The sequence below is a fragment of the Mycetocola sp. Y444 genome (assembly GCF_059445295.1).
The window spans coordinates 983,884-1,006,097 of sequence record NZ_JCAIUB010000001.1; the positions used below are offsets into that span (position 1 = coordinate 983,884).

23 protein-coding genes and 1 tRNA gene are annotated in these 22,214 nt (G+C 65.2%); 16 read left to right on the forward strand and 8 right to left on the reverse strand.

The window, feature by feature from the left end; all coding sequences use genetic code 11:
- The first annotated feature begins 41 nt into the window (after positions 1 to 41).
- Positions 42 to 1,481: a pyruvate kinase gene (gene pyk / locus AC1C2M_RS04690; RefSeq protein WP_483404145.1), complete on the forward strand. Its 1,440-nt coding sequence runs from the start codon at positions 42 to 44 to the stop codon at positions 1,479 to 1,481.
- A 79-nt stretch (positions 1,482 to 1,560) separates the two neighbouring features.
- Here pyk and AC1C2M_RS04695 read toward each other — a convergent pair whose 3' ends face one another.
- On the reverse strand, positions 1,561 to 1,737 hold the full coding sequence (locus AC1C2M_RS04695; protein ID WP_483404144.1) for a hypothetical protein: 177 nt from the start codon (positions 1,735 to 1,737) through the stop codon (positions 1,561 to 1,563).
- Positions 1,738 to 1,840: 103 nt separating this feature from the next.
- Between AC1C2M_RS04695 and AC1C2M_RS04700 the strand changes: the two genes are divergently transcribed.
- The gene (locus AC1C2M_RS04700; protein ID WP_483404143.1) at positions 1,841 to 2,368 is read left to right on the forward strand and encodes a DUF6328 family protein; all 528 of its coding nucleotides are present in this window, start codon (positions 1,841 to 1,843) and stop codon (positions 2,366 to 2,368) included.
- A gap of 70 nt (positions 2,369 to 2,438) precedes the next feature.
- Positions 2,439 to 3,275, forward strand: coding sequence for a non-homologous end joining protein Ku (gene ku / locus AC1C2M_RS04705; RefSeq protein WP_483404142.1), 837 nt, complete (start codon positions 2,439 to 2,441; stop codon positions 3,273 to 3,275).
- A gap of 34 nt (positions 3,276 to 3,309) precedes the next feature.
- Here the strand turns inward: ku and AC1C2M_RS04710 are convergent, their stop codons facing one another.
- Positions 3,310 to 4,809 carry an FAD-dependent oxidoreductase gene (locus AC1C2M_RS04710; protein ID WP_495435414.1) on the reverse strand — a complete coding sequence of 500 codons (1,500 nt, stop codon included), beginning with the start codon at positions 4,807 to 4,809 and terminating at the stop codon, positions 3,310 to 3,312.
- A gap of 231 nt (positions 4,810 to 5,040) precedes the next feature.
- On the opposite strand from AC1C2M_RS04710, the gene AC1C2M_RS04715 reads away from it, so the two are divergent.
- Positions 5,041 to 5,928, forward strand: coding sequence for an SDR family oxidoreductase (locus tag AC1C2M_RS04715; protein ID WP_483404140.1), 888 nt, complete (start codon positions 5,041 to 5,043; stop codon positions 5,926 to 5,928).
- Positions 5,925 to 6,902, forward strand: a complete 978-nt coding sequence (locus AC1C2M_RS04720; RefSeq protein WP_495435415.1) for a DNA topoisomerase IB — start codon at positions 5,925 to 5,927, stop codon at positions 6,900 to 6,902. The genes AC1C2M_RS04715 and AC1C2M_RS04720 overlap by 4 nt, the downstream gene beginning before the upstream one ends.
- Before the next feature lie 27 nt (positions 6,903 to 6,929).
- On the opposite strand, the gene idi is transcribed toward AC1C2M_RS04720, so the two are convergent.
- Positions 6,930 to 7,496 carry an isopentenyl-diphosphate Delta-isomerase gene (idi, locus tag AC1C2M_RS04725; RefSeq protein ID WP_495435416.1) on the reverse strand — a complete coding sequence of 189 codons (567 nt, stop codon included), beginning with the start codon at positions 7,494 to 7,496 and terminating at the stop codon, positions 6,930 to 6,932.
- A 75-nt stretch (positions 7,497 to 7,571) separates the two neighbouring features.
- Here idi and AC1C2M_RS04730 point away from each other — a divergent pair, with 75 nt between their 5' ends.
- The 7 genes from AC1C2M_RS04730 to AC1C2M_RS04760 are packed head-to-tail and all read left to right on the forward strand — an operon-like array spanning position 7,572 to position 12,924.
- Positions 7,572 to 8,678: a polyprenyl synthetase family protein gene (locus tag AC1C2M_RS04730; protein WP_495435417.1), complete on the forward strand. Its 1,107-nt coding sequence runs from the start codon at positions 7,572 to 7,574 to the stop codon at positions 8,676 to 8,678.
- Positions 8,675 to 9,574 (forward strand): phytoene/squalene synthase family protein, encoded by a 900-nt coding sequence (locus AC1C2M_RS04735; RefSeq protein WP_495435418.1) that lies wholly within the window; start codon positions 8,675 to 8,677, stop codon positions 9,572 to 9,574. The genes AC1C2M_RS04730 and AC1C2M_RS04735 overlap by 4 nt, the downstream gene beginning before the upstream one ends.
- Positions 9,571 to 11,178, forward strand: coding sequence for a phytoene desaturase family protein (crtI, locus tag AC1C2M_RS04740; protein WP_495435419.1), 1,608 nt, complete (start codon positions 9,571 to 9,573; stop codon positions 11,176 to 11,178). The genes AC1C2M_RS04735 and crtI overlap by 4 nt, the downstream gene beginning before the upstream one ends.
- Positions 11,178 to 11,513 (forward strand): lycopene cyclase domain-containing protein, encoded by a 336-nt coding sequence (locus tag AC1C2M_RS04745; protein ID WP_495435420.1) that lies wholly within the window; start codon positions 11,178 to 11,180, stop codon positions 11,511 to 11,513. The genes crtI and AC1C2M_RS04745 overlap by 1 nt, the downstream gene beginning before the upstream one ends.
- Positions 11,510 to 11,836 (forward strand): lycopene cyclase domain-containing protein, encoded by a 327-nt coding sequence (locus AC1C2M_RS04750; protein WP_495435421.1) that lies wholly within the window; start codon positions 11,510 to 11,512, stop codon positions 11,834 to 11,836. Before AC1C2M_RS04745 ends, AC1C2M_RS04750 begins: the two co-directional genes overlap by 4 nt.
- Positions 11,833 to 12,696 (forward strand): prenyltransferase, encoded by an 864-nt coding sequence (locus AC1C2M_RS04755; RefSeq protein WP_495435422.1) that lies wholly within the window; start codon positions 11,833 to 11,835, stop codon positions 12,694 to 12,696. Before AC1C2M_RS04750 ends, AC1C2M_RS04755 begins: the two co-directional genes overlap by 4 nt.
- Positions 12,697 to 12,747: 51 nt before the next feature.
- Complete coding sequence (locus AC1C2M_RS04760) at positions 12,748 to 12,924, forward strand: multidrug transporter (protein WP_483404131.1); 177 nt, start codon at positions 12,748 to 12,750, stop codon at positions 12,922 to 12,924.
- On the opposite strand, the gene AC1C2M_RS04765 is transcribed toward AC1C2M_RS04760, so the two are convergent.
- Positions 12,866 to 13,333, reverse strand: coding sequence for a ribosomal maturation YjgA family protein (locus AC1C2M_RS04765; RefSeq protein ID WP_495435423.1), 468 nt, complete (start codon positions 13,331 to 13,333; stop codon positions 12,866 to 12,868). The genes AC1C2M_RS04760 and AC1C2M_RS04765 overlap by 59 nt on opposite strands.
- A 231-nt stretch (positions 13,334 to 13,564) precedes the next feature.
- Between AC1C2M_RS04765 and AC1C2M_RS04770 the strand changes: the two genes are divergently transcribed.
- Positions 13,565 to 14,455, forward strand: a complete 891-nt coding sequence (locus AC1C2M_RS04770; protein WP_495435424.1) for a hypothetical protein — start codon at positions 13,565 to 13,567, stop codon at positions 14,453 to 14,455.
- A 3-nt stretch (positions 14,456 to 14,458) separates the two neighbouring features.
- On the opposite strand, the gene AC1C2M_RS04775 is transcribed toward AC1C2M_RS04770, so the two are convergent.
- The 3 genes from AC1C2M_RS04775 to AC1C2M_RS04785 form a co-directional block, all read right to left on the reverse strand.
- A complete protein-coding gene (locus AC1C2M_RS04775) occupies positions 14,459 to 14,803 on the reverse strand; it encodes a hypothetical protein (protein WP_495435425.1) in 345 nt (114 codons plus the stop codon).
- A gap of 108 nt (positions 14,804 to 14,911) precedes the next feature.
- Positions 14,912 to 15,901, reverse strand: a complete 990-nt coding sequence (locus AC1C2M_RS04780) for an MFS transporter (protein WP_495435694.1) — start codon at positions 15,899 to 15,901, stop codon at positions 14,912 to 14,914.
- A gap of 322 nt (positions 15,902 to 16,223) precedes the next feature.
- Positions 16,224 to 16,306, reverse strand: a tRNA-Leu gene (locus AC1C2M_RS04785).
- Between the two features lie 38 nt (positions 16,307 to 16,344).
- On the opposite strand from AC1C2M_RS04785, the gene AC1C2M_RS04790 reads away from it, so the two are divergent.
- Positions 16,345 to 16,950, forward strand: coding sequence for an ANTAR domain-containing response regulator (locus AC1C2M_RS04790; protein WP_253375195.1), 606 nt, complete (start codon positions 16,345 to 16,347; stop codon positions 16,948 to 16,950).
- A 338-nt stretch (positions 16,951 to 17,288) separates the two neighbouring features.
- Here AC1C2M_RS04790 and AC1C2M_RS04795 read toward each other — a convergent pair whose 3' ends face one another.
- Positions 17,289 to 17,711 (reverse strand): hotdog fold thioesterase, encoded by a 423-nt coding sequence (locus AC1C2M_RS04795; protein ID WP_495435426.1) that lies wholly within the window; start codon positions 17,709 to 17,711, stop codon positions 17,289 to 17,291.
- Positions 17,712 to 17,780: 69 nt separating this feature from the next.
- Here AC1C2M_RS04795 and polA point away from each other — a divergent pair, with 69 nt between their 5' ends.
- The gene (gene polA / locus AC1C2M_RS04800; protein WP_495435427.1) at positions 17,781 to 20,444 is read left to right on the forward strand and encodes a DNA polymerase I; all 2,664 of its coding nucleotides are present in this window, start codon (positions 17,781 to 17,783) and stop codon (positions 20,442 to 20,444) included.
- Positions 20,445 to 20,534: 90 nt separating this feature from the next.
- Positions 20,535 to 22,211, forward strand: coding sequence for a DUF885 domain-containing protein (locus AC1C2M_RS04805; protein ID WP_495435428.1), 1,677 nt, complete (start codon positions 20,535 to 20,537; stop codon positions 22,209 to 22,211).
- The last annotated feature ends 3 nt before the right edge of the window (positions 22,212 to 22,214 follow it).

Below are 22,214 nucleotides of genomic sequence, written 5' to 3' on the forward strand. Positions count from 1 at the left end.
CGCAAGAGCGCGCATGCGCAGAAGCACGGAGAACGACAAGTATGAGACGAGCTAAAATCGTCGCTACCCTCGGGCCGGCAACCGCCAGCTATGAGGATATTCGGGCAATCATCGACGCAGGTGTCAACGTTGCGAGGATGAACCTCAGCCACGGCACCTACGACGTCCACGAGGGTGTTTACGCGAACGTGCGCAGGGCCGCAGCGGACGCGGGCCAGCCCGTGGCCGTGCTTGTTGACCTGCAGGGGCCGAAGATCCGGCTCGGCAAGTTCGAGGGCGGACCGTACAACCTGGCCAAGGGCGACATCTTCAAGATCACCACCGAGGACGTACTCGGAACCAAGGAGCTGTGCGGAACAACGTTCAAGGGCCTGCCCGACGACGTGAAGCCGGGCGACTTCCTTCTCATCGATGACGGCAAGGTCAAGGTGAAGGTCCTCGAAACCGACGGCGTGGTCGTCACGACGGAGGTCATCGTCGCCGGCGCTGTCTCCAACAACAAGGGCATCAACCTCCCGGGAGTGGCCGTCAACGTCCCCGCCCTGAGCGAGAAGGACGAGGCCGACCTCCGCTGGGGTCTCAAGCTCGGCGCCGACTTCATTGCCCTCTCCTTCGTGCGCAATGCTGAAGACATCACACGCGTCCACGAAATCATGGACGAGGAGGGAAAGCGCCTCCCCGTCATCGCCAAGATCGAGAAGCCGCAGGCCGTTGATCACCTCGAGGAGATCATCGAAGCCTTCGACGGCATCATGGTCGCGCGAGGCGACCTCGGTGTCGAGCTTCCCCTCGAAGCGGTTCCGATCGTGCAGAAGCGCGCCGTTGAACTGTGCCGCCGGATGGCCAAGCCGGTCATCGTCGCGACGCAGATGCTCGAGTCGATGATTTCAAGCCCGATTCCGACCCGCGCGGAGACCTCGGACGTCGCGAACGCTGTTCTCGACGGTGCGGATGCCGTCATGCTCAGTGGCGAGACGAGCGTCGGGCAGTACCCGGTGATCACGGTTCAGACAATGGCCCGCATCATCGAGTCCACCGAGGAACACGGACTCGAGCGCATCGCTCCGCTCGGCACCAAGCCGCGCACGCAGGGTGGGGCCATCACCCTCGCCGCGAGCGAGGTTGCTGACTTCGTCGAGGCCAAGTTCCTCTGCGTATTCACGGAGTCGGGTGACTCGGTACGCCGGATGTCACGCCTTCGCACACAGATCCCCGTGCTCGGAATGACGCCGGATGAAGGCATCCGCCGCCGCATGCAGTTGAACTGGGGTGTTGAAGCATTCCTGGTCGACCGCGTGACCCACACGGATGCCATGTTCAGCCAGGTCGACGACATCCTCCTCGGTCTCAACAAGGCCAAGGTCGGTGACAAGGTCGTCGTCATCTCAGGTTCCCCTCCCGGAATCCCCGGATCGACGAACGACCTCCGGGTCCACAAGGTGGGCGACGCCCACCACGGAGTCGTTCCCGCATACCAGTAGCCACGCACCCTGTTACACACGCGAAACGCGGACCCTGTCGGGTCCGCGTTTCGTCGTTGGTCGAGCGCTCGGCCCGGTCCTACAGGTCCTCTGGCCGCACTACACCGTCCAGATCCGGGTCGGTGTCATCGATGGGGCGCTCTTCGTCGAGTCCATCGAACTCCTCGAACGGGTCATCATCCTCGTCAGGGAGCACAGCGAGTTCTTCGTCATCCGGAACGATGATGTCACCGTCGTCGTCTGTCAGGTTCGCCATGGGCCGTTCCTTCCGTGTGGTTGGCGGTCGAACCGCCGCTTGAGTCAAACCCTAGGCTTGGTGCAACGTCGGAACAAGAGCCCGACGAAAGGAATCAACGGCGATGACTGATGCACACAGCGAAGACCGACGGGATGCCATCGGAAACGGGCGCGACGAAAGTGACGAGGAGCGCTCTGACCGCAACTGGATAGACCTGCTCCAGGAGCTCAGGGTCCTCCAGGCGGGCACTCAGATCCTGACCGCGTTCCTGTTGGCGATCGCCTTTCAACCGCGGTTCACCGAACTCGACGTGTTCCAGCGCACCCTCTACCTGGCACTGGTCTCCGCATCGATCCTCACCACCGTGCTGTGCCTCCTTCCGGTGAGCCTGCACCGGGTACTCTTCCGGCAGAGGCTCAAGAGCTTCACGGTCTCGATCGGGCACGCCATGGTCCGCGCCGTGATCTTCGGCGTCTCGGTTGCCACCATCGGCACCGCCATGCTGATCTTCGACTTCGTCGTCGGCCGAACCGCCGGCCTGGTCGCGGCCGGCATCCTCGCCGTGATCCTCATCGTCTTCGGACTCATCCTTCCGCTCGTCGTGAGGCACGTGTCGACGCCAGACGGGGACACCGATCCGGCGAGCTGAACCGCAGCCGTACCCGCCACGGCGGTGTCAAGCGCTGGCGAACGGCCAGGAAACGGTGTTCACTGAAAGCATGAGAGCAATCTGGAAGGGTGCCATCACCTTTGGCCTCGTCAACGTGCCGGTGAAGGTCTACAGCGCCACCGAAGACCACGACATCCCCCTGCACCAGGTCCACGACAAGGACGGCGGTCGAATCCGCTACCAGCGCCGGTGTGAGGTCTGCGGCAAGATCGTCAAGTACGAGAACATCGACAAGGCGTACGACGACGGGGAACGCACCGTCGTCCTCACCGCCGAGGACCTGGCGTCGCTGCCGCAGGAGAAGAGCCGCGAGATCGAGGTCGTCGAGTTCGTGCCCACCGAGCAGGTGGATCCCATGATGTTCGACCGCAGCTACTACCTCGAGCCTGACTCGACGTCGTCGAAGGCGTACGTTCTGCTCAGGAAGACGCTCGAGTCGACCGACCGAACGGCAATCGTCCGGTTCGCCCTGCGGCAGAAGACCCGGCTTGCTGCTCTCCGTGCCCGCGATGGGGTCCTCGTCGTCCAGACGTTGCTCTGGGGAGACGAGATCCGCGCGGCGGATTTCGACAGCCTGAAGGAGCGCGTGCGCATCTCTGCGAAGGAGCTCGAACTCTCGAGCGCGCTCGTCGACAGTTTTTCCGACGACTTCACACCCGATCAGTTCACCGACGAATACCAGGGAGAACTGCGAACGCTCATCGACGCCAAGCTCGAACAGGGCGAGGCGCTCGATACGGATGCCACCTTCGGCGAGAGCGAGAAGGAAGAGGAGTCGGGTGAGGTCATCGACCTGATGGAAGCCCTCCGCCGCAGCGTGGAGAAGTCCCGCGATGCCAAGAAGAAGAAAACGCCGGCGAAGGCTGCGAAGAAGAAGCCCGCCTAGCGGCCGGCTGGCGCTGCCGCGTCAGCCCGCGAAATCAGTTCGTGAGCCCGGTGACCGAAGGGCCCTCGAGCACCTCACCTGTCGCGGTGAACCGCGAGCCGTGCAGCGGGCAATCCCATGATCTCTCGACGTCGTTCCAGGCCACGATTCCGCCCAGGTGAGGACACACCGCCGAGGTTCGCGAGACGACGCCGTCGACCCGGCAGACCGCGACGGGTTTGACGCCGTCGCGCACGACAACGCCTTCGCCTTCGGCCGGCCCGCCTTCGGGAAGGCCCGACAGTTCCGCGCCTACCCAGCCCTTTGCGAGATCCGCGGCAACCGTGGCACCGGCAGCGAGAGTGGTACGGATCGCACTCGAGGTCGGCACCCGGCCGCGAAGCGCGGTGGCCCAGTCGGGGGAGGTGCCAGCGAACTGCGCAGCGAGCGATATTCCCGCAGCGGCACCGTTGGCCATTCCCCACTTGTTGTAACCGGTGGCGACGAAGACCCGGTCCTCGCCTGGACTGATCGGTCCGAAATGCGGCAGCCCGTCCGACACCCGATAGTCCTGGGCGGACCAGGAGTGGGTCTCGGTCAACCCCCCGAAGGTCTCCGTTGTCCACCCGGCGAGGTCGTCGACCCGTGCTGTCGTCGGTTGGCCTGTACCCACCCTGTGGTCGTTACCCCCGACGATGAGGTACCGGCCGTCCGGGCGAGTCCAGTCCCGGATGGATCGGGAGGGCTCGTCGACGGACAGGTACATTCCCCCCAGTTGCGGCTGGTCCCACCGATACGCGAGGGCATATGACCTGTGCGCCTGAATGGTGGCGAACTGAGCTCCACGCTTGAGGAAGGGCATGCCGGTCGCCAGGACAACGCGGTTGCCCCGAACCTCCCCGCGGTCCGTCGCGACGACGCATGGGCCGCCCGAGTCGACATCGAGGGCACGGACTCCCTCGATCACAATCCCGCCATTCCTCCGGACCGCCCCGGCGAGGGCGGCGAGAAGTTCGACGGCGTCGAGCTGGAACTGTCCACCAAGACTCACCGCCGCGGTGATGTCGATCGGTAGTTCGAGTGCCGAGAGCGCCGTCACATCAAGACCGAGTGACGACGCTGTGTCCAACTCGGCTTCGATCGTCGGTGCGCCCTTGTCTGTCGACGCGTAGGTCACGGCATCCCTGAACTCCAGTCGCACGCCCTCCACGTCGGCGAAGCGCCTGATCCAGTCCTGCCCGGCACGGTTCGCGGCGAGATAGGCGTCGAGCAGCTCACGCGGAAGTGACCGGTCGAGGCTCGAGAGGTGGGAGCCCTGGAGCAACGACACCTTTCCCGTGGTGTTTCCCGTCGATACAGCACCGACGTACCGTGCCTCGAGCACGATCACTGATTGCCCCTGCTCCGCGACCGCGAGCGCTGTAGCAAGGCCGGAGAGCCCGGCCCCAACCACGACGACGTCAGCCTCGAGGCCGTCGCGCCAGAGATCGGTGTCGATGCTGTCCTGCCGGTCAAGCCACAGCGACGGTCCCTGGGGCAGCGTGGATCTGGGCATCGTCGTTCTCCTCGTTCGAGCCGCGGGCGTGGTGCGCCGTGGCCCGCAAGTCGTCAGGGGCGGCACGTCCCGACCGTAGCGGGGCAGAGACGGTTTCGCCACCCCTTGAGCCTGTAATTGCGCCGCGCGTATTGTGTGTGCCAGTTCTCGCCCGGTGGCCCATCAACGAAAGGCGCCGGACGGGCTCGCCGAATACCGACAGACCCAACGACATATTCAGGAGAGTCAGCCATGGCCGCAGACGCGACAACACCGGACCCCAGGAACAAGTACCACGTCGGGGGTTTCCCCCGACAGGAACAGGACCAGCCAGGCCTCCTCTCCAAGACCGACCCGACGCCTGACCACGGGGAAGACACCTACATAGGTTCGGGAAAGCTGACCGGTCGCGTCGCCCTCATTACCGGAGGTGACTCCGGTATCGGACGAGCCGTCGCGATAGCTTTCGCTCGCGAGGGCGCCGATGTCGCCATCTCCTACCTCCCGGAAGAACAGGATGACGCTGAGGACACCGCGGAGTGGGTCGAGAAGGCCGGCCGTCGAGCGCTCCTGCTGCCCGGCGATGCCCGTGACGAACAGTACTGCACCGAAATGGTGGAGTTGACTCTCGCGGAGCTCGCGCGCCTCGACATCCTCGTGCTCAACGCTGCGTACCAGGAAAACCGTGAGGGGCTCGAAAACCTGCCGACCGAGGAGTTCGACCGGGTGTTCAAGACGAACCTCTACGCCGTGATGTGGACGGCGCGCGCCGCGATCCCTCACCTGAAGCCGGGGTCTTCGATCATCACCACATCGTCGATCCAGGCATTCGACCCGTCACCGGAACTCATCGATTACGCGATGACCAAGGCCGCGCAGGTCGCGTTTACGAAGGCCCTTGCGCAGCAGCTCGGCGACAAGGGCGTGCGGGTCAACGCTGTTGCCCCTGGTCCGATCTGGACCCCACTTATTCCCGCGACGTCATGGCCGGACAAGGTGGAGAGCTTCGGCGCCGACACCCCGCTCGGTCGCGCGGGCCAGCCCGCCGAACTCGCGGGGGCCTACGTTTACCTCGCCTCCGATGACGCCTCATACGTGTCAGGCGCGGTGCTGCCCGTCACCGGTGGCAAGGGACTTTGAGCGTCAGGGCACCGCGCCTTCGCCGGAGCCAAACCTCGGGCCCCGGTCTCGGACGCCGACGGACGAGGTCGGGCTTCCGGTACATCGATGAAAGCGGTCGGCCGGTTCACGATCCGGAAACCATCGAGCGGATCGCCGCGCTCGTGATCCCGCCGGCGTGGACGGACGTGTGGATTTCGCCGCACGCGCACGGTCATATCCAGGCCGTTGGCATCGATCAGGCCGGCAGGCGCCAGTACTTGTACCACGAGGTGTGGCGGCAGAAACAGGACAAGCAGAAGTTCGACAGGGCGCTCGAGCTGGCGCTCGCCCTCCCGTCCGCCCGGAGGCGCGTGACGAGCGACCTGCGGGGTCCAACCGGGTCCCGTGACCGCGCGCTCGCGACGGGCTTCAGGCTTCTCGATTCCGCCCGGTTGCGGGTGGGCAGCGAGCGATTCGCACTCGAGCACGGCAGCCACGGCCTCACAACGCTGTTGTGTGAACACGCGACAGTCTCCGGCTCAACGGTTTCCCTGGAGTTCCCGGGCAAGAGCGGTCAAGCCTGGTCGAGCGACACAACCGACGACGACCTGGCGAAAGTGATTCGTTCGCTGAAGAGCCGGGGCGGCGAGGCGCGCCTCCTGGCGTGGAAGAACGGACGGGACTGGCGCCCACTGAGCGCCCAGGACATGAACGACTACGTCCGGTTGCGGACGAACGGCGACTTCACCGCCAAGGACTTCCGGACGCTCCACGGCAGCATTACCGCCGCGCGTGCTCTCCGCGATTTCGGCGTGGTCTCATCCGCGCGGCAGCAGGCGAAGATCATCACGGCCGCCGTTGCCGAGACCGCGGATGTCCTCGGTAACACGCCGACCGTCGCTCGGGCGAGTTACATCGATCCACGCGTGATCGACCGCTATCGGAACGGCGAGTTGCTTGACGGCACTGGCCAGCCGGAACCCGCGCTTCGACGTCTGATTCTCGGTTCGTGAACGGCCCGGCTGACGAAGCTCGTGCCCTCAGGAACCGGCGGCGGCGAGGTCCACCCCTCCCGCGGCTGACTCGGCTTCCGCCAGCAGGGGAAGCTGAAGCGTCAGCCACGGGCTGAACGCCCACGGCGTTGCGGTAACGGCTGTGGTCAGGCGTGCCGGGTCGACCCACAGCCATTCAGCAACCTCGTCGGGTCGAGGGTCGACGGAACCGCTGACGGTGGCACGGTAGACGGGGCACACCTCGTTCTCCACGATGCCAGATGCGTCGACCGCACGGTACCGAAAATCGGGCAGGACCAGCTCGAGGGAGTCGAGAACCACGCCGAGTTCGTGGCCCGCGCGGCGGTGCACGGCCTGGTCGATATCCTCACCTGGCGCCGGGTGTCCACAGAACGAGTTCGTCCACACTCCCGGCCAGGCCACCTTCGTCAGCGCTCGCCGCGTGACCAGGATCCGCCCGTCCGGGTCGAAGACATGACAGGAGAACGCGAGGTGGAGCGGTGTCGCCCGGGTGTGCACCGTCGACTTATCGGCGACGCCGGCCACTGAACCGTCGTCAGCAAGCAGGACAACCTGTTCAACCGTTGTACTCATTCCTCCATTCTGTGCCTCCTCACGTGGTCGACCAAGCCGGGACTTGGGGGGCTGGTCGAAATCAACCGAAAGTATGTGACGATCATTCAGACCGTCAAGTACCGTGGACGAATGGACCAGCACCAGCTCATCGACGCGCCCTGGCGAGGGGCGCAGCAGGTCGAGGACGCGCTTCAGCGCTACTTCAGCCTCGCGCGGAGCCAGGCTGGAAAACACGGCCACCGGTTCGAACGACTCTGGGACGTCATCGAACGAAACACGACGGGTGGCAAGCGATTCCGGCCGCGCATGGTCATGGTGGCTTACACGTCGCTCGGCGGTAACGACCTCGAAGCCGTCGCACAGCTCGCTGCTGCCTACGAGATGCTCCACACGGCGCTCATCATCCACGACGACGTCATCGACAGGGACTTTGTCAGGCGGGGCCACGCCAACATCTCGGGCAGTTACCGGGACATCGCGACAACGGCCGGTGTGCCGCTTCCCGCAGCGGAGCACCGCGGCATGTCGGCGGCGGTCATTGCCGGCGACCTCGCGATCTCCGCCGCATACCGGCTCGTCGACCGGACCGGTGCAGCAGACGATGTCAGGTTCAGACTGCGCGACCTCCTCGACGACGCGATTACGGCATCCGCGGCGGGTGAACTCGCCGACGTTGACTTCTCACTGCTGCCCGGACAACCGACCGTCGACGAGATCGTGGAGATGGAACGCCTGAAGACCGCCGTGTATTCGTTCGAGGCGCCACTCCAGTCGGGCGCTGTGCTCGCGGGCGGCTTCGACGAGACCATCGAGCAGCTCGGCGCATTCGGACGTAACATCGGCATCGCCTACCAGATCGTCGACGACATTCTCGGTGTTTTCGGTCGAGAAGAGGTGACGGGCAAAAGCACGCTCGGGGACCTGCGGGAAGGCAAACGGACCGTGATCACGGCACAGGCATCCACCCATAACCTGTGGCAGCCCGTCTCCGGGCTCTTTGGCAAGTCAGATCTCGATGAAGAGGAAGCGGCCCACATTCGCAACGTCCTCGTAGACTCAGGGTCCAAAAGCTTCGCCGAGAGCCTCGCAGCCGATTTCACCAACCGCGCCTGGGAGCACCTCGCGTCTGATGCGATTCCTGTCGCATTGAGAACCGAGCTTCAACCCGTCGTCCGAAGAGTTCTGGAGCGTGTCCGTTGAACCGTCCCTCCCTGCGCTCCCGGCCCGCCGGGTCTCCAACCGGCGGCGCCCTCTACGACGAAGTCGCCGTCGAAACCTCCGCTCGCGTCATCGAACGGTATTCGACGTCGTTCGGCATGGCATCCCGGCTGCTCGGTCCCGATGTCCGCGTGCACGTGAGAAACATCTACGCCCTGGTGCGGGTAGCCGACGAGATCGTCGACGGTGTGGCCAGGGATGCAGGGCTTGCCCCCGATGAAGTGGCGTCGAGGCTCGACGCGTTCGAAACGGAAACGGATCTGGCCACTGCCACCGGCTACAGCACAAACCTCGTTATCCACGCCTTTGCCCTCACCGCCCGTGCCGTCGGGATCCAGCGGGACCTGACCGCACCGTTCTTCGCGTCCATGCGGGCCGACTGCACCGAGATCACCCACACCCCGGAAAGCTTCCAGACATATGTTTACGGTTCTGCTGAGGTCATTGGCCTGATGTGCCTGCGCGCTTTTCTCCATGGCCACACGGTGCCCGAAGATCAGGAAGCGCGACTCGTCAACGGAGCGCGCCACCTCGGCGCGGCATTCCAGAAGGTCAACTTTCTGCGGGACCTCTCCGCAGACTTCGACGGCCTCGGGCGCAGCTACTTTCCCGGTGTCGAACTCACCTCATTCGGGGATGCCGACAAACGCCGGCTTCTCGCGGACATCGACGAGGACCTCGCGATTGCCTCGGCGACACTGCGGGAACTCCCGCCCTCGTCGAGGCGCGCCGTCGCGCTCGCCCAATTGCTCTTCGGTGAGCTCACGGAGCGGATCCGCCAGACCCCGGCGAGCGCGCTCAGCCACACCAGGGTCCGTGTTCCCACCTCGGTCAAGCTGCGCCTCGCGGCTGCCGCCGCGGCTGGAAAGCTCCCGTGACCGGCGTGAAGAACGCCGTCGTCATCGGCGGCGGCATCTCCGGCCTGGCCACGTCAGCACTTCTCGCGCGGGACGGCTATGCGGTGACCCTCCTCGAAAAGCGCGGCGAGGTCGGCGGGAGAGCAGGTCTCCAGGAACGCGACGGCTTCCGCTTCGATACGGGGCCGAGCTGGTACCTCATGCCGGAGGTCTTCGACCACTTCTACCGGCTGCTCGGCACCTCTGCCGCTGAGCAGCTGGACCTCGTGCGACTCGAACCCGGCTACCGTGTCTTCTTCGAGAGCCGGAGCGAACCGGTCACGGTCGCAGCATCCAGGGAAGAGAACATCGCACTGTTCGAGAGCATCGAGAGCGGGGCAGGCGCTGAGCTCGAGCGTTATCTCGATTCCGCGGCGCTCACCTACGAGATGGCGAAGAAGCGTTTCCTCTACTCGACCTTCGAGTCCTTCCTCCCGCTGTTCAGACGTGACGTCCTCCGCCGGACCCGGCTACTCGTCCGTTTGCTCACCGAGTCCCTCGACACATTCACCTCCAGGTACTTCCGCGATGACAGGCTGCGCCAGATCCTCGGCTACCCGGCGGTCTTCCTCGGGTCGAGCCCGTTCTCGACGCCGAGCATGTACCACCTGATGAGCCACCTCGACCTCGACGATGGTGTGTACTACCCGCGCGGCGGCTTCGCCACGGTGATCGACACGATCGCTGCCCTTGCCCGAAGCGAGGGGGTCGACATTCGCACCGACGCGACGGTGACGTCCATCGACACGCGCAGGGCGGCATCCGGCAGGAAACCGGCGGTCAGGGGAGTCACCTGGACCGACAGTGCCGGTGAATCCCACTCCCTCGCCGCGGACCTGGTCGTCTCGACGGCCGACCTGCACCACAGCGAGACCCGCCTGTTGCCCGAGCCGCTGCAGACCTACCCCGAGAGCTACTGGGAGAAGAAGACAGCGGGGCCGAGCGCTGTGCTGGTGTCCCTCGGCGTGAGCGGGTCCCTCCCTGAGCTCGAACACCACAGCCTGTTCTTCACGAGCGACTGGAAACACAACTTCTCGCGGATCTTCACCGAACCGACAAGTGTTCCGTCGCCGGCCTCCCTGTATGTCTGCAAGCCGAGCGCGTCAGACCCGTCGGTCGCGCCGGATGGCACCGAGAACCTCTTCATCCTCGTGCCGGTACCCGCCGATCCGGCGATCGGCGGGCGAGCGGATGCCACTGTGCAACGGATCGCCGACGACGCGATTGCGCAGGTGGCTGGGTGGGCGGGTATACCCGATCTGGCCGACCGTGTTCTCGTCCGCGAGGTCACCGGCCCCGCAGACTTCGCGTCGGATCTCAACGCCTGGAAGGGGACGGCGCTTGGTCCAGCCCACATCCTGACCCAGAGCGCGTTCTTCCGCGCGGGCAACGTCAGCAGGAAAGTCGACGGCCTGCTCTACGCGGGTGGCTCGAGCATCCCTGGCATCGGCCTGCCGATGTGCCTGATCAGCGCCGAGCTCGTGATCAAACGCCTCCGCGGCGATACGAGCACCGAGGCAATGCCGACACCGCTCACGCGATCAGCAGCGGTGCGCCGCGTTCGTGACGCCGGTGCTCGACGCTGATGGCGTTCCTCTACCTCGGCGCGCTTCTCGTCTCACTCGGTTGCATGGCCCTGCTCGACCGGCGGTTCACCCTGTTCTTCTGGGCTGACGCCCGGCGCGCGAGCATCGTGCTCGTCCTCGGCCTCGCCTTTTTCCTCACCTGGGATCTCGCGGGCATCGGGCTGTTGATCTTCTACCGCGGGGAGACGGACTTCATGACCGGCATCCTGCTCGCACCAGAGCTCCCGCTCGAAGAGGTCTTTTTCCTCGCCCTGCTCTGCTATCTCGCCATGAACCTCTTCGGCGGCGCTGCCCTGCTGCTCAATCGCACGGCACGCCGGGAGGGACGTTCGTGACCTACTGGCTGCTCAATCTCGTGTTCCTCGTGCCGGCGCTCGCGATCGGTGCCCTCGCTTCCACGCGCACAGCACGTCGAAAGCCCGGCTCCCGTCCGTTCGCCCGGATGGCTGTCACACTGGTCGTCGTGCTGATCCTGACCGCGGTCTTCGACAACATCATGATCGCCATCGGCCTGTTCGGATATAACCCGGATGTCATCAGCGGCGCCTTCCTTGGACGCGCACCGCTCGAAGACTTCGCTTACGCGATAGCGGCAGCCGTGCTGCTTCCGGGGCTGTGGCTGCTGCTCCCAGGCAGGAAGCCGGAGGCCGGGCAATGAAAACCCTCGGAGCGATTCTGTTGTCATCGCGACCGCTGAGCTGGGTCAACACGGCCTTCCCGTTCGCTGCCGCCTATTTCATGTCGACTCGCGAACTCGACCTCACGTTCTGGATCGGCACCGTGTACTTCCTCGTGCCGTACAACCTCGCCATGTACGGCATCAACGACGTGTTCGACTACGAATCCGACCTGCGGAACCCGCGGAAGGGCGGCGTCGAGGGGGCTGTGCTCGACCGGTCCCTCCACCGGCCGATCCTCATCGCGGTCCTGATCACCAACCTGCCTTTTCTGGTCTACCTTGTCGCCGTCGGATCCGCGGTGTCCACCCTGGTCCTCGCGGTGAGCATCTTCGCCGTGATCGCATACAGTGCGCCGCGACTCCGGTTCAAAGAGGTCCCGTTCCTCGACTCCCTGACATCGTCCACCCACTTCGTCAGCCCTGCGGTCTTCGGGCTCACCCTCGCGGGAGCGTCATTCGCCGACGTCGGGCTCATCGCCCTTCTCGCCGGGTTCTTCCTCTGGGGGATCGGAAGTCACGCATTCGGTGCTGTGCAGGACGTCCTCGCTGACCGTGAGGGCGGCATCCGTTCGATAGCGACCGAGATCGGCGCGCGAGCGACAGTGCGGTTCTCGGTTCTCGCATACCTGCTCGCCGGGCTTCTCCTTCTCGCGACACCGTGGCCGGGACCGCTCGCGGGAGTGCTGGCCCTGCCGTACATCGTCAACGCCCTCCCGTACTGGAACATCACCGACGGTACCGCCGAGTCCGCGAACCGCGGCTGGAGACACTTTCTTGCCCTCAACTTTGTCTCGGGGTTCTGCGTGACGATGCTGTTGATCTGGGTTGCGCTCGGCTGACACCGTTGGTTGTAACGTGGACGTACCGTCACACCGAGCAGGGGAGCAACCATGGACGCTGAAGAGAAACGCCACGACCAGCTGACCACAGCGCCTCAGGCCGACGAGTCCGACGCTGCGCCTCGCATCGATGTGACCGAGAAGCCAGACGGAGTGACCAGGATCGACATCAGGGACGACGCGAAGTATCGCCCGAGCGACCCCGAAGCCGACACAGCAGCCGAGTAACGAGCACGTCGCCGGCGGCGACGAGAGCCGCACCGATCGCATAGAAAATCAGGTCGCTGGCGACGAACGTCGTGCCGAACACCAGCCGTGCCGGGGGAAAGACCTCGGCCAGCGCTGCAGGAAGCCCCGTCAACTGCGAGAACTCGACGAGCGCAGAGACGCTGAACGCCACAATCGCGGTGACGAACGCGTGCAGCCTCGGGAAGACCGCTCCAACGAGCAGGTAGACGAGCACCGCGTAGAGGGCGTCGGCGGTGGCATCCGCACTGAACCCGGAGAACGCTGTCGCTATCGTCAGACCGGCGATGATCGTCACGACGGCGCCGATGGTGAGTGCGAGGCGGCGCGCGCCCGGCCGGGGAGCGGGGGTCATGTCATTGTCCGATGCCCGGACACCGTCGTAGCTCACGAGTCTGCGCCTTGAGCTGTGTGGGCGGTGACTGTGCGGGTGAATGGCGCGGCGGAGTGGCGCGGGGGAGCGGCGTAGGAGGACACCCGTCCATCATGGCCGCCGGTTGCGCCTGTCGTCATCCCGACTGCGCTGCTGCAGTCCGACCCGTTGCGAGACAGCGAACGGGCGGTACCTCCGACCCGCGCCGGGTGGCATCCTTTGCTCTCATCGGACGGATAATCTGGGCCCATGAACCTGGAATCCGTCGCGACTGAGCTGTACACGGTGCCGCTCAGCGAATTCGTCCGAGCCCGGGCCGCTGCGGTGAGCGCGGCGAAGGATGCGGGTGACAAAGACCTCGCGCGTCGGCTCGGAAAGTTGCCGAAGCCGTCGGTCGCTGCGTGGCTCGCCAATCTCCTGGTCGCAACGCACAGGGACGACGTCGACAAACTGATCGCGCTGGGAAAAGACCTGCGCGCTGCCGAGCAGGCGCGCGAGACCGATGACCTCAGGAGGCTCGGACGTGAGCGGCAACAGCTGATCCGGGCGGTGTCCCGGCTCGGCATCGAGACCGGCACGAAAGCCGGCACCAAAGCCAGCCCGAGCGCGGTGCGGGAACTCGAGCAGACGCTTCAGGCGGCGCTCGCCGATTCCGCCGCAGCGGACGCGGTGCTGACGGCGGTGCTCATACGGAGCCTGACATCAAACGGGGTCGAACCCGTGGACCTCTCCGGTGCCCTCGCTGTCGACTCGGTGTCGGCGGCGCCGTCGTCCTCCCGTGATGACCCCCCACGGCTCCGTGCCGTTGATACCACCGCTGCACAGCGTGACCTCGCTGAGGCTCGTCGAAAACTCGAGGATGCCGAGCGCCGCGCCGATGACGCGGACGAGGCGCTCGAGGGCATTCAGTCGCGAATCAGCGCTCTCGCGCCCGAGATTGAGACCCTCACCGACGAACGCCGTCGGCTGCGGGCCCGTCTCACCGAGATTGAGTCGGAACTGGACGATCGCAAGGCCGAGCACGACACGCTGCGAAAAAACGTTGCAGGGGCTCGGCATGAGGCCGGTGTCGCCGGCCGCGCGCTTGCGCGAGCCAGGGAACGCGCGGAACGGCTCTCGCGTAGCGCGTCGAACGACTAGGGGTCAGCCCTGCTCGGGGAACTCCAGAATGTCGTCGCCCGGCACGCTTTCAATGTCGGACGTCTGGGGGTGTGCGTTGCCGAGGCGAGCCGTTGCCTCCTGCAATTCGGCCACCAATTCAGCATCGGTGACCTCAGGGAACGTGCTGTCTTCCGTCTCGGATACCAGCTGGCTGGCGGGGCCGACCAGGAAGTTCGCGCGACCCAGTGTGCCGTCCTCGTGGAGCGAGGGAATATCGACGGATGCAGACGAGCCCACCTTCGCGAGGGCTTCTGCGTAACCGACAAGGGCCCTGGCGATCTCCGACCCGGTGAGGATCGAACCTGTCGCGTAGTGTATGCGTTCCATACCTGCAGCTAACCCCGTCGATACCGGCTCGTTCAACCCCTGAACAAATCGGCCGTTATGGGCTATAGAGGACACTGCCGCATCGAGCGGATGCCACCTGCATACGTCTCAGGAATTCTCAGCCCGCGGGGCGCCATGCCCGCGTATCGTGCGAGACGATCGGGGCGAGCTGAGCGCGAGCACGGCGATCAGTAAGCCGGCTGCGGGCAGCACCCCCCGCACCCAGCCCCCCATCTCCTCGAACTCGAGGGCCTCCGAGGTCGTCGCCGCCGCGGCGAGTATGGTGCCGATCCCGGCGATACCCAGGAGCTGACCGGTCTGCTTCGATGTCGATACGAGGCTCGAGGCCAGTCCCGCCTCCGAGATGGGAAGGGACGACAGCGCTGTCACGCTGACTCCCACGGAGGCAGCCAGGATTATGGCTGGCGAAGTCCAGCCCAGGTGCACACCCTCGATGAGCGCGAACGCGAGTCCGGCGAGGAACACCGTGAGCAGCACCTGACCGATGGCGTCGAACGGTTGCGGCTGATCGGCCCGCGATGCCGTCAGGAGCACGGCAGCAAGAGCAGCGGCGAGCAGTCCGATGGGCACCCCTGCCCAGAAGACGCTCGCCCAGCCGAGGTCGCGCACGAGCAGGCCGCCGAGAATGGGACCGGCCGCGAGCGGGGCTGTACCGATCGTGGTCCACCACATGACAGCCACAGCGCGGCGGGCGGTCTCGGGGAATGCCGCCGCGAGCAATGACAATCCGGCGGGGGCGATCAAGGCGCTGCCGATCCCCTGGACGACCCGCCCCATGATGAGAAGGGGAACCGAGCTACTCATCGCGCAGAGGATGGAACCAGCGATCATCATGACGTTGCCCGCGATCAGGACACGTTTCCGGCCGATGCGGTCGGCGAGCGTGCCGGAGAAGGTGAGCATGCTCGCGAGCGTCAGCACGTACGCGCTCACCACCCACCGCAGTGAGTCGATCCGGGCGTCGAGGTCTGCGCGATGTCGGGCAACGCAATGTTGGCGACACTGCCGTAGACGGTGTGCAGGAACTGGGAGAGGCAGCAGACGACCACCAGTCAGCCGCTCGCGACGCTCGATGATCTGATCATGGCCGCCCCTCGCTCGAGGTCCCGACTATAGCTACCGGACGCGCCTTGCGCAGGGTCCTGTGCCCGGCCGATTCGGCCCCGGCCGTCGGTCGGACTTCGCCGCACGTGCGCCATAGTGACGGGTCCAGCCTGGGTCCGTTTACTTCCGGATCACTCGTGCCCATCGTCGCGGTGGCGTCGCGTCGTCGTCTGTCTCGGCATCCTCGGCGAAACGCACGCATGTGCAACGCGCCTCGGGACAGGCCAGGCGGCACGCACAAAAAGACCCCTTCATCTCCCCGTCAAAACGAGGAGATAAAGGGGTCACACTGCTGTGCCGGTGGTGGGACTCGAACCCACACGTCCTCTCGAACAAAGCATTTTGAGTGCTCCGCGTCTGCCATTCCGCCACACCGGCGCACAACAACGTGGACAAGAGTACCGTAGGATTAAGACGTGACCGAGCAAGAAGCATCAACCCCAGCCCCACGACGCGTCGTCGTAGCAGAAGACGAATCACTGATTCGTCTCGACATTGTCGAAATCCTCCGTGACAACGGCTTCGAGGTTGTCGGTGAAGCTGGTGACGGTGAAACCGCCGTTGCCCTCGCCATGGAACTGCGCCCCGACCTCGTCATCATGGATGTCAAAATGCCGCAGCTCGACGGCATCTCCGCCGCTGAGCGCCTGCACAAGGCCCAGATCGCCCCCGTCGTCCTGCTCACCGCCTTCAGCCAGAAGGAGCTCGTCGAGCGCGCGAGCGAGGCAGGTGCCCTGGCCTACGTCGTCAAGCCGTTCACGCCGAACGACCTGCTGCCCGCGATCGAAATCGCGCTGAGCCGCTACCAGCAGATCATCACACTCGAGGCCGAAGTCGCCGACATGGTCGAGCGTTTCGAGACCCGCAAGCTCGTCGACCGGGCCAAGGGCCTGCTCAACGAGAAGATGGGCCTCACCGAGCCCGAAGCTTTCCGCTGGATCCAGAAGGCGTCGATGGACCGTCGCCTCACCATGCACGACGTCGCCCAGGCCATCGTCGAGCAGCTCACAGCGAAGAAGTAGAACCCCAGCTACGACAGAAGGCGGGCCGGTATACCCGGCCCGCCTTCTGCGTTGTCCCGTGCCGCTGCCGCACACTCATCGGTCCGGAAGGCAGGGTTTCCTCGACAGAACCCGACATTCGCGACCGACGAACCCCATGCCGCCAGACACCGCCGCGCACTCATCGGTCCGGAAGGCAGGGTTTTCTCGACAGAACCCGACATTCGCGACCGACGAACCCCATGCCGCCAGACACCGCCGCGCTCATCGGTCCGGAAGGCAGGGTTTTCTCGGCGGAACCCGACATTCGCGACCGACGAGTGTCGCCCCACGTCGCGAATCCTGGGCGACGGATGCCGTCAGCCGGCCGGCACGTCCTTGATCATGTTCGTGATCCGGATGGTCGAGCACCGACGGCCCTGTTCGTCGGTCACCGCGATCTCGTGCACGGTCATCGAACGCCCGAGGTGGATGGGGGTGCAGACGCCAATGACGATTCCCGACGTCGCCGACCGAGTGTGTGTCGCGTTGATGTCGACGCCGACAGCGAGCTTGCCTGGACCCGCCCACAGGTTGGCCGACATGGAGCCGAGCGACTCTCCGAGCACCACGTACGCACCGCCGTGGAGGAGCATGGCCGGCTGGGTGTTGCCGTCGACGGGCATGGTCGCAACCGCCCGCTCGAGGGTGAATTCGGTGAACTCGATGCCCATCTTTGCGGCCAGCGCCCCGGCGCCGCGCTCAAGGACGTAGTCGAGTGCGTTCTCTGTGGTTTCAGTCATCGTCGCCTTTGCTGGGTGTCGAACCCGCCGCCGCAAGTGGCTGTCAGCAGTCGCTTGTAGGCTGGGAGGGTGTCTGACAACGAAAAGCCTACCCTCCTCGTCATTGACGGTCATTCCCTAGCATTCCGGGCGTTCTACGCACTCCCGGTCGACAGTTTCTCCACTAAAGACGGTCAGCACACGAATGCTATTCACGGCTTCCTCGCCATGCTGATCAACCTCATCCGCGATCACAAGCCGACACACATCGCCGTCGCGTTCGACATCTCACGGTTCAGCTTCCGTACCCGCGAGTACCCGGAGTACAAGGGCACCCGCGGTGAAACGCCATCGGAGTTCATCGGCCAGGTCCCGCTGCTGCAGGATGTCCTCGCCGCGATGAACATCACAACGATCTCGATCGAAGACTACGAGGCGGACGACATCCTCGCGACGCTCAGCGTCAAAGGCCGCGAGCAGGGCTACCGGGTGCTCGTCGTGTCCGGCGACCGCGACACGATCCAGCTCGTCAACGACGACGTCACGCTGCTGTACCCCTCCCGGATGGGCGTCTCCGACCTCACGCGCTACGACGCCGCGAAGGTGATGGAACGCTACGGCATCCAGCCGCACCAGTACCCCGAGGTCGCCGCTCTCGTCGGCGAGACCAGCGATAACCTCCCCGGCGTCCCCAAGGTCGGCGAGAAGACGGCCGTGAAATGGCTCAACCAGTACGGCAGCCTCGACGGCATCCTCGAGAACGCCGACAAGATCACCGGCAAGGTGGGGGAGAGCCTCCGCGAACACAAAGAGAACGCGATCCGGAACCGCAGGCTCAACCACCTGCTCACCGATGTCGAGCTTCCTGTCACTCTCGACTCGCTCGAGAAGAAGCCGATCGACGAAGCTGCCGTGCGCGAGATCTTCGACAAGCTCGAGTTCCGCACGATGCTTGACCGCCTGCTCAAGGCGGAGGGGCTCGATGAGCAGACCACGGGTGTTCCGGCGGTTCGCGCCGACGCCGTGAAGATCCCGGTCCCGCAGCAGCTCCTCGATGAAGAACTCGGTGCGTGGCTCAGCCGGGCCACCGCGGCGAACCCCGACGGGCTCGGTCTCACCATCGAACTGCACGACGGCAAACCCGTCGCCGCAGGAATCGCGACGCTCACCGAGGCCGTCGCCCTCGCCTGGAAGCCGGGTGGTGCCGACTACGCGCCGTTCGAAGCCTGGCTCGCCAGTGATGCTCCCAAGGTCATGACCGACGCGAAGAAGCAGCTCAAGGCGCTCCGTACTGCGGGGGTGGCGTTCGACGGTATTGCCTTCGACACCCACATCGCCGGGTGGCTCCTGCGCCCGAACGGCACCGAAAAGACCCTCGCACACCTCGTCTCGCGGTACCTCGACGAGTCGCTGCCCGTCTCCGACCCGAACCAGCTCGTGCCGCTTGACGACCCTGCAACGGCACCGGTTGAGGCGTGGTTCACCCTTCGTCTGCTCGCACCGCTGACCGAGGCGCTCGACCCGGGTTCACGCAAGGTACTCAGCGACATCGAGATGCCGACGCTCATCACCCTCGTCGACATCGAACTGCGCGGCGTCACCGTCAACCACGATCAGCTCGCCGAACTCTCCGGCCAGCTCGCAGCTCGCGCCGCCGACCTGGCCAGCCAGGCATACGCGATCATCGGCCACGAGGTGAACCTCGGCTCACCGAAGCAGCTCCAGGAGGTGCTGTTCAACGAGCTCGACATGCCGAAGACCCGAGCGAACAAGACAGGCTATTCGACGGATGCCGGTGCGCTGGCCGATCTGCAGGCCTCCAACCCGCATCCGTTCCTCGGCCTGCTCCTCGAACACCGTGACGCGACCAAACTTCGCCAGATCGTTGAAACCGTCGACAAGGCGATCGGTCCTGACGGCAGGGTCCACACGAGCTACGTCCAGACCGGAACGACAACGGGCCGGATCTCGTCAACAGATCCCAACCTGCAGAACATCCCGGTCCGCACCGAAGAGGGTCGCCGCATCCGTGCCGCCTTTGAGGCCGGCGAAGGGTATGAGACCCTGCTGACCGCCGACTACTCGCAGATCGAGATGCGGATCATGGCGCACCTCTCCGGTGACCCTGGCCTCATCGAGGCATTCCGCACCGGAGAAGACCTCCACCGGTTCGTCGGCTCGAAGATCTTCCTGGTGGCCCCCGAGGACGTCACCAACGAAATGCGCACCAAGGTCAAGGCGATGTCATACGGGCTCGCCTACGGTCTCAGCGCGTTCGGGCTGTCGAAGCAGCTGCGGATCGATTCGTCCGAGGCGAAGAAGCTCATGGCCGGGTACTTCGAACGCTTCGGAGCGGTCCGCGACTACCTCCGCAACGTCGTCGAACAGGCCGTCGAAGACGGTTACACCACGACCATCTTCGGCAGGCGCCGCCCGTTCCCCGACCTCAAGAGCTCCAACCGGGTACTGCGAGATAACGCGCAGCGCGCGGCGCTCAACGCCCCGATCCAGGGCACGGCGGCGGACATCATGAAAATCGCGATGAACAACATCGAGAAGGACGTCGCCGAGAAGCAGCTGTCGAGCCGCATGCTCATGCAGGTGCACGATGAGCTCATCTTCGAGGTCGCCCCCGGCGAGTGGGATGCCATCGAGGCCGTCGTGCGGCACCGGATGGCCACAGCAGCCGACCTCGTGGTTCCCCTCGACGTGCACGTCGGGCGCGGGCACAACTGGGACGCCGCAGCGCACTGACCCTCCCGCCACACCCAACCCTGGCCCGCGATCCGCGGCGGGCCAGGGCGGTCTGTGCCTGACGCGCCGCGCTGCCGTAGGCTCACATCCATGACAGCAGAGCAGCGTACGCCGACCCCCATCGACGCCATTGCCGAATCGTGGGTCGACACCCTCGTCGACATCGACCCGCTCGTCGGCACCTACATCGGCCGGGACGAGGTCAACGACCGCTTCGGCGACTTCTCACCGGCCGGGCACGAGCGGTTCATCGATGAAGCGCGCAAGGTCATCGCTGCTCTTGACAGTGCCAAACCCGTCGACGACGTCGACACGGTCACCCGCACCGACCTGCGCGCTGAGCTCGCCCTCGAGGTCGAGAGCGCCGACGCCGGTCTCCACCTGCGCGACCTCAACGTCATCGCCTCGCCGGCCCAGGGCATCCGAGAGATTTTCGACATCATGCCGACCGCCACCGTCGATGACTGGGAGAACGTGTCGTCCCGGCTCAAGGCGCTGCCCGAGGCCATGTCCGGCTACATCGAAACACTCAGGCTCGGCATCCAGCGGGGGATCACTCCTGCGAAACGCCAGGTCGCTGAGGTCTTCGAGCAGGCCAAACGGTACAGCGCCAAGGACGGGTTCTTCGCCCACCTCGCCGCGACCTCCGGCCCGGTCGACGGCCAGCTCCCTGCGTCCCTCGCCTCTCAACTCAACCTCAATGCCGGACAGGCGGCGGTTGCCTACCAGGAGCTGGCGGACTTCCTGGCCCACGAACTCGAGCCAGTCGCCCGAACCGCGGATGCCGTCGGCCGTGACATCTACGAACTACAGTCCCGCAGGTTCCTCGGTGCGACCATCGACCTCGACGAGACCTACGAGTGGGGCATCGAGGAACTGCGCACGATGGTCGAAGAGCAGGAGTCGATCGCCAGGGAGATCAAGCCGGGCGCGACGGTCGAGGAAGCCATCGATTTTCTCGACAACGACCTGAGCCGCAAACTTCACGGAACCGACGCACTGCAGAAGTGGATGCAGGAGACGAGCGACCGCGCGGTCACAGAGCTCGGACGCACCCACTTCGACATTCCCGAAGAGATCCGCACCATCGAGTGCATGATCGCGCCGACCCAGGAGGGCGGGATCTACTACACCGGCCCGACCGACGACTTCTCGCGGCCGGGTCGCATGTGGTGGTCAGTGCCGGAGGGCGTCACCGAGTTCGATACCTGGCGTGAACTCACCACGGTGTACCACGAGGGTGTTCCCGGCCACCACCTTCAGATCGGCCAGGCTGTGTACAACCGCGCGAAACTGAACACCTGGCGCCGCCAGCTCGCTGGTACGTCTGGACACGCGGAGGGCTGGGCACTCTACGCGGAGAGATTGATGGAGCAGCTCGGCTACCTCGATGACCCCGCTGACCGCCTGGGCATGCTCGATGGGCAACGGATGAGGGCGGCCCGCGTTGTACTCGACATCGGCGTGCACCTCGGGAAGAAGGTGCCGGGCGGAGACACCGTCTGGACCGCTGACGACGCGTTTGCCTTCCTCGGCAGGAACGTCAACATGAACGAGGGCTTTGTCCGGTTCGAGGTGAACCGGTACCTCGGCTGGCCGGGCCAGGCACCGTCGTACAAGGTCGGTCAGAGGCTGTGGGAACAGCTCCGCGAGGACGCCGAGCGCCGTGAGGGGAACTCGTTCGACCTCAAGGCGTTCCACCGCCGAGCGCTGGACCTCGGCGGGGTCGGGCTCGACACACTGAAACACACACTGCTCGCTGACTGACCA

What these genes read in the sequence shown, in the direction of transcription:
- pyk (WP_483404145.1), top strand. Translation starts at nt 42, where the DNA reads ATGAGACGAGCTAAAATCGTCGCTACCCTCGGGCCGGCAACCGCCAGC.
- AC1C2M_RS04695 (WP_483404144.1), bottom strand. Translation starts at nt 1,737, where the DNA reads ATGGCGAACCTGACAGACGACGACGGTGACATCATCGTTCCGGATGAC.
- AC1C2M_RS04700 (WP_483404143.1), top strand. Translation starts at nt 1,841, where the DNA reads ATGACTGATGCACACAGCGAAGACCGACGGGATGCCATCGGAAACGGG.
- ku (WP_483404142.1), top strand. Translation starts at nt 2,439, where the DNA reads ATGAGAGCAATCTGGAAGGGTGCCATCACCTTTGGCCTCGTCAACGTG.
- AC1C2M_RS04710 (WP_495435414.1), bottom strand. Translation starts at nt 4,809, where the DNA reads ATGCCCAGATCCACGCTGCCCCAGGGACCGTCGCTGTGGCTTGACCGG.
- AC1C2M_RS04715 (WP_483404140.1), top strand. Translation starts at nt 5,041, where the DNA reads ATGGCCGCAGACGCGACAACACCGGACCCCAGGAACAAGTACCACGTC.
- idi (WP_495435416.1), bottom strand. Translation starts at nt 7,496, where the DNA reads ATGAGTACAACGGTTGAACAGGTTGTCCTGCTTGCTGACGACGGTTCA.
- AC1C2M_RS04745 (WP_495435420.1), top strand. Translation starts at nt 11,178, where the DNA reads ATGGCGTTCCTCTACCTCGGCGCGCTTCTCGTCTCACTCGGTTGCATG.
- AC1C2M_RS04755 (WP_495435422.1), top strand. Translation starts at nt 11,833, where the DNA reads ATGAAAACCCTCGGAGCGATTCTGTTGTCATCGCGACCGCTGAGCTGG.
- AC1C2M_RS04760 (WP_483404131.1), top strand. Translation starts at nt 12,748, where the DNA reads ATGGACGCTGAAGAGAAACGCCACGACCAGCTGACCACAGCGCCTCAG.
- AC1C2M_RS04770 (WP_495435424.1), top strand. Translation starts at nt 13,565, where the DNA reads ATGAACCTGGAATCCGTCGCGACTGAGCTGTACACGGTGCCGCTCAGC.
- AC1C2M_RS04775 (WP_495435425.1), bottom strand. Translation starts at nt 14,803, where the DNA reads ATGGAACGCATACACTACGCGACAGGTTCGATCCTCACCGGGTCGGAG.
- AC1C2M_RS04795 (WP_495435426.1), bottom strand. Translation starts at nt 17,711, where the DNA reads ATGACTGAAACCACAGAGAACGCACTCGACTACGTCCTTGAGCGCGGC.
- AC1C2M_RS04805 (WP_495435428.1), top strand. Translation starts at nt 20,535, where the DNA reads ATGACAGCAGAGCAGCGTACGCCGACCCCCATCGACGCCATTGCCGAA.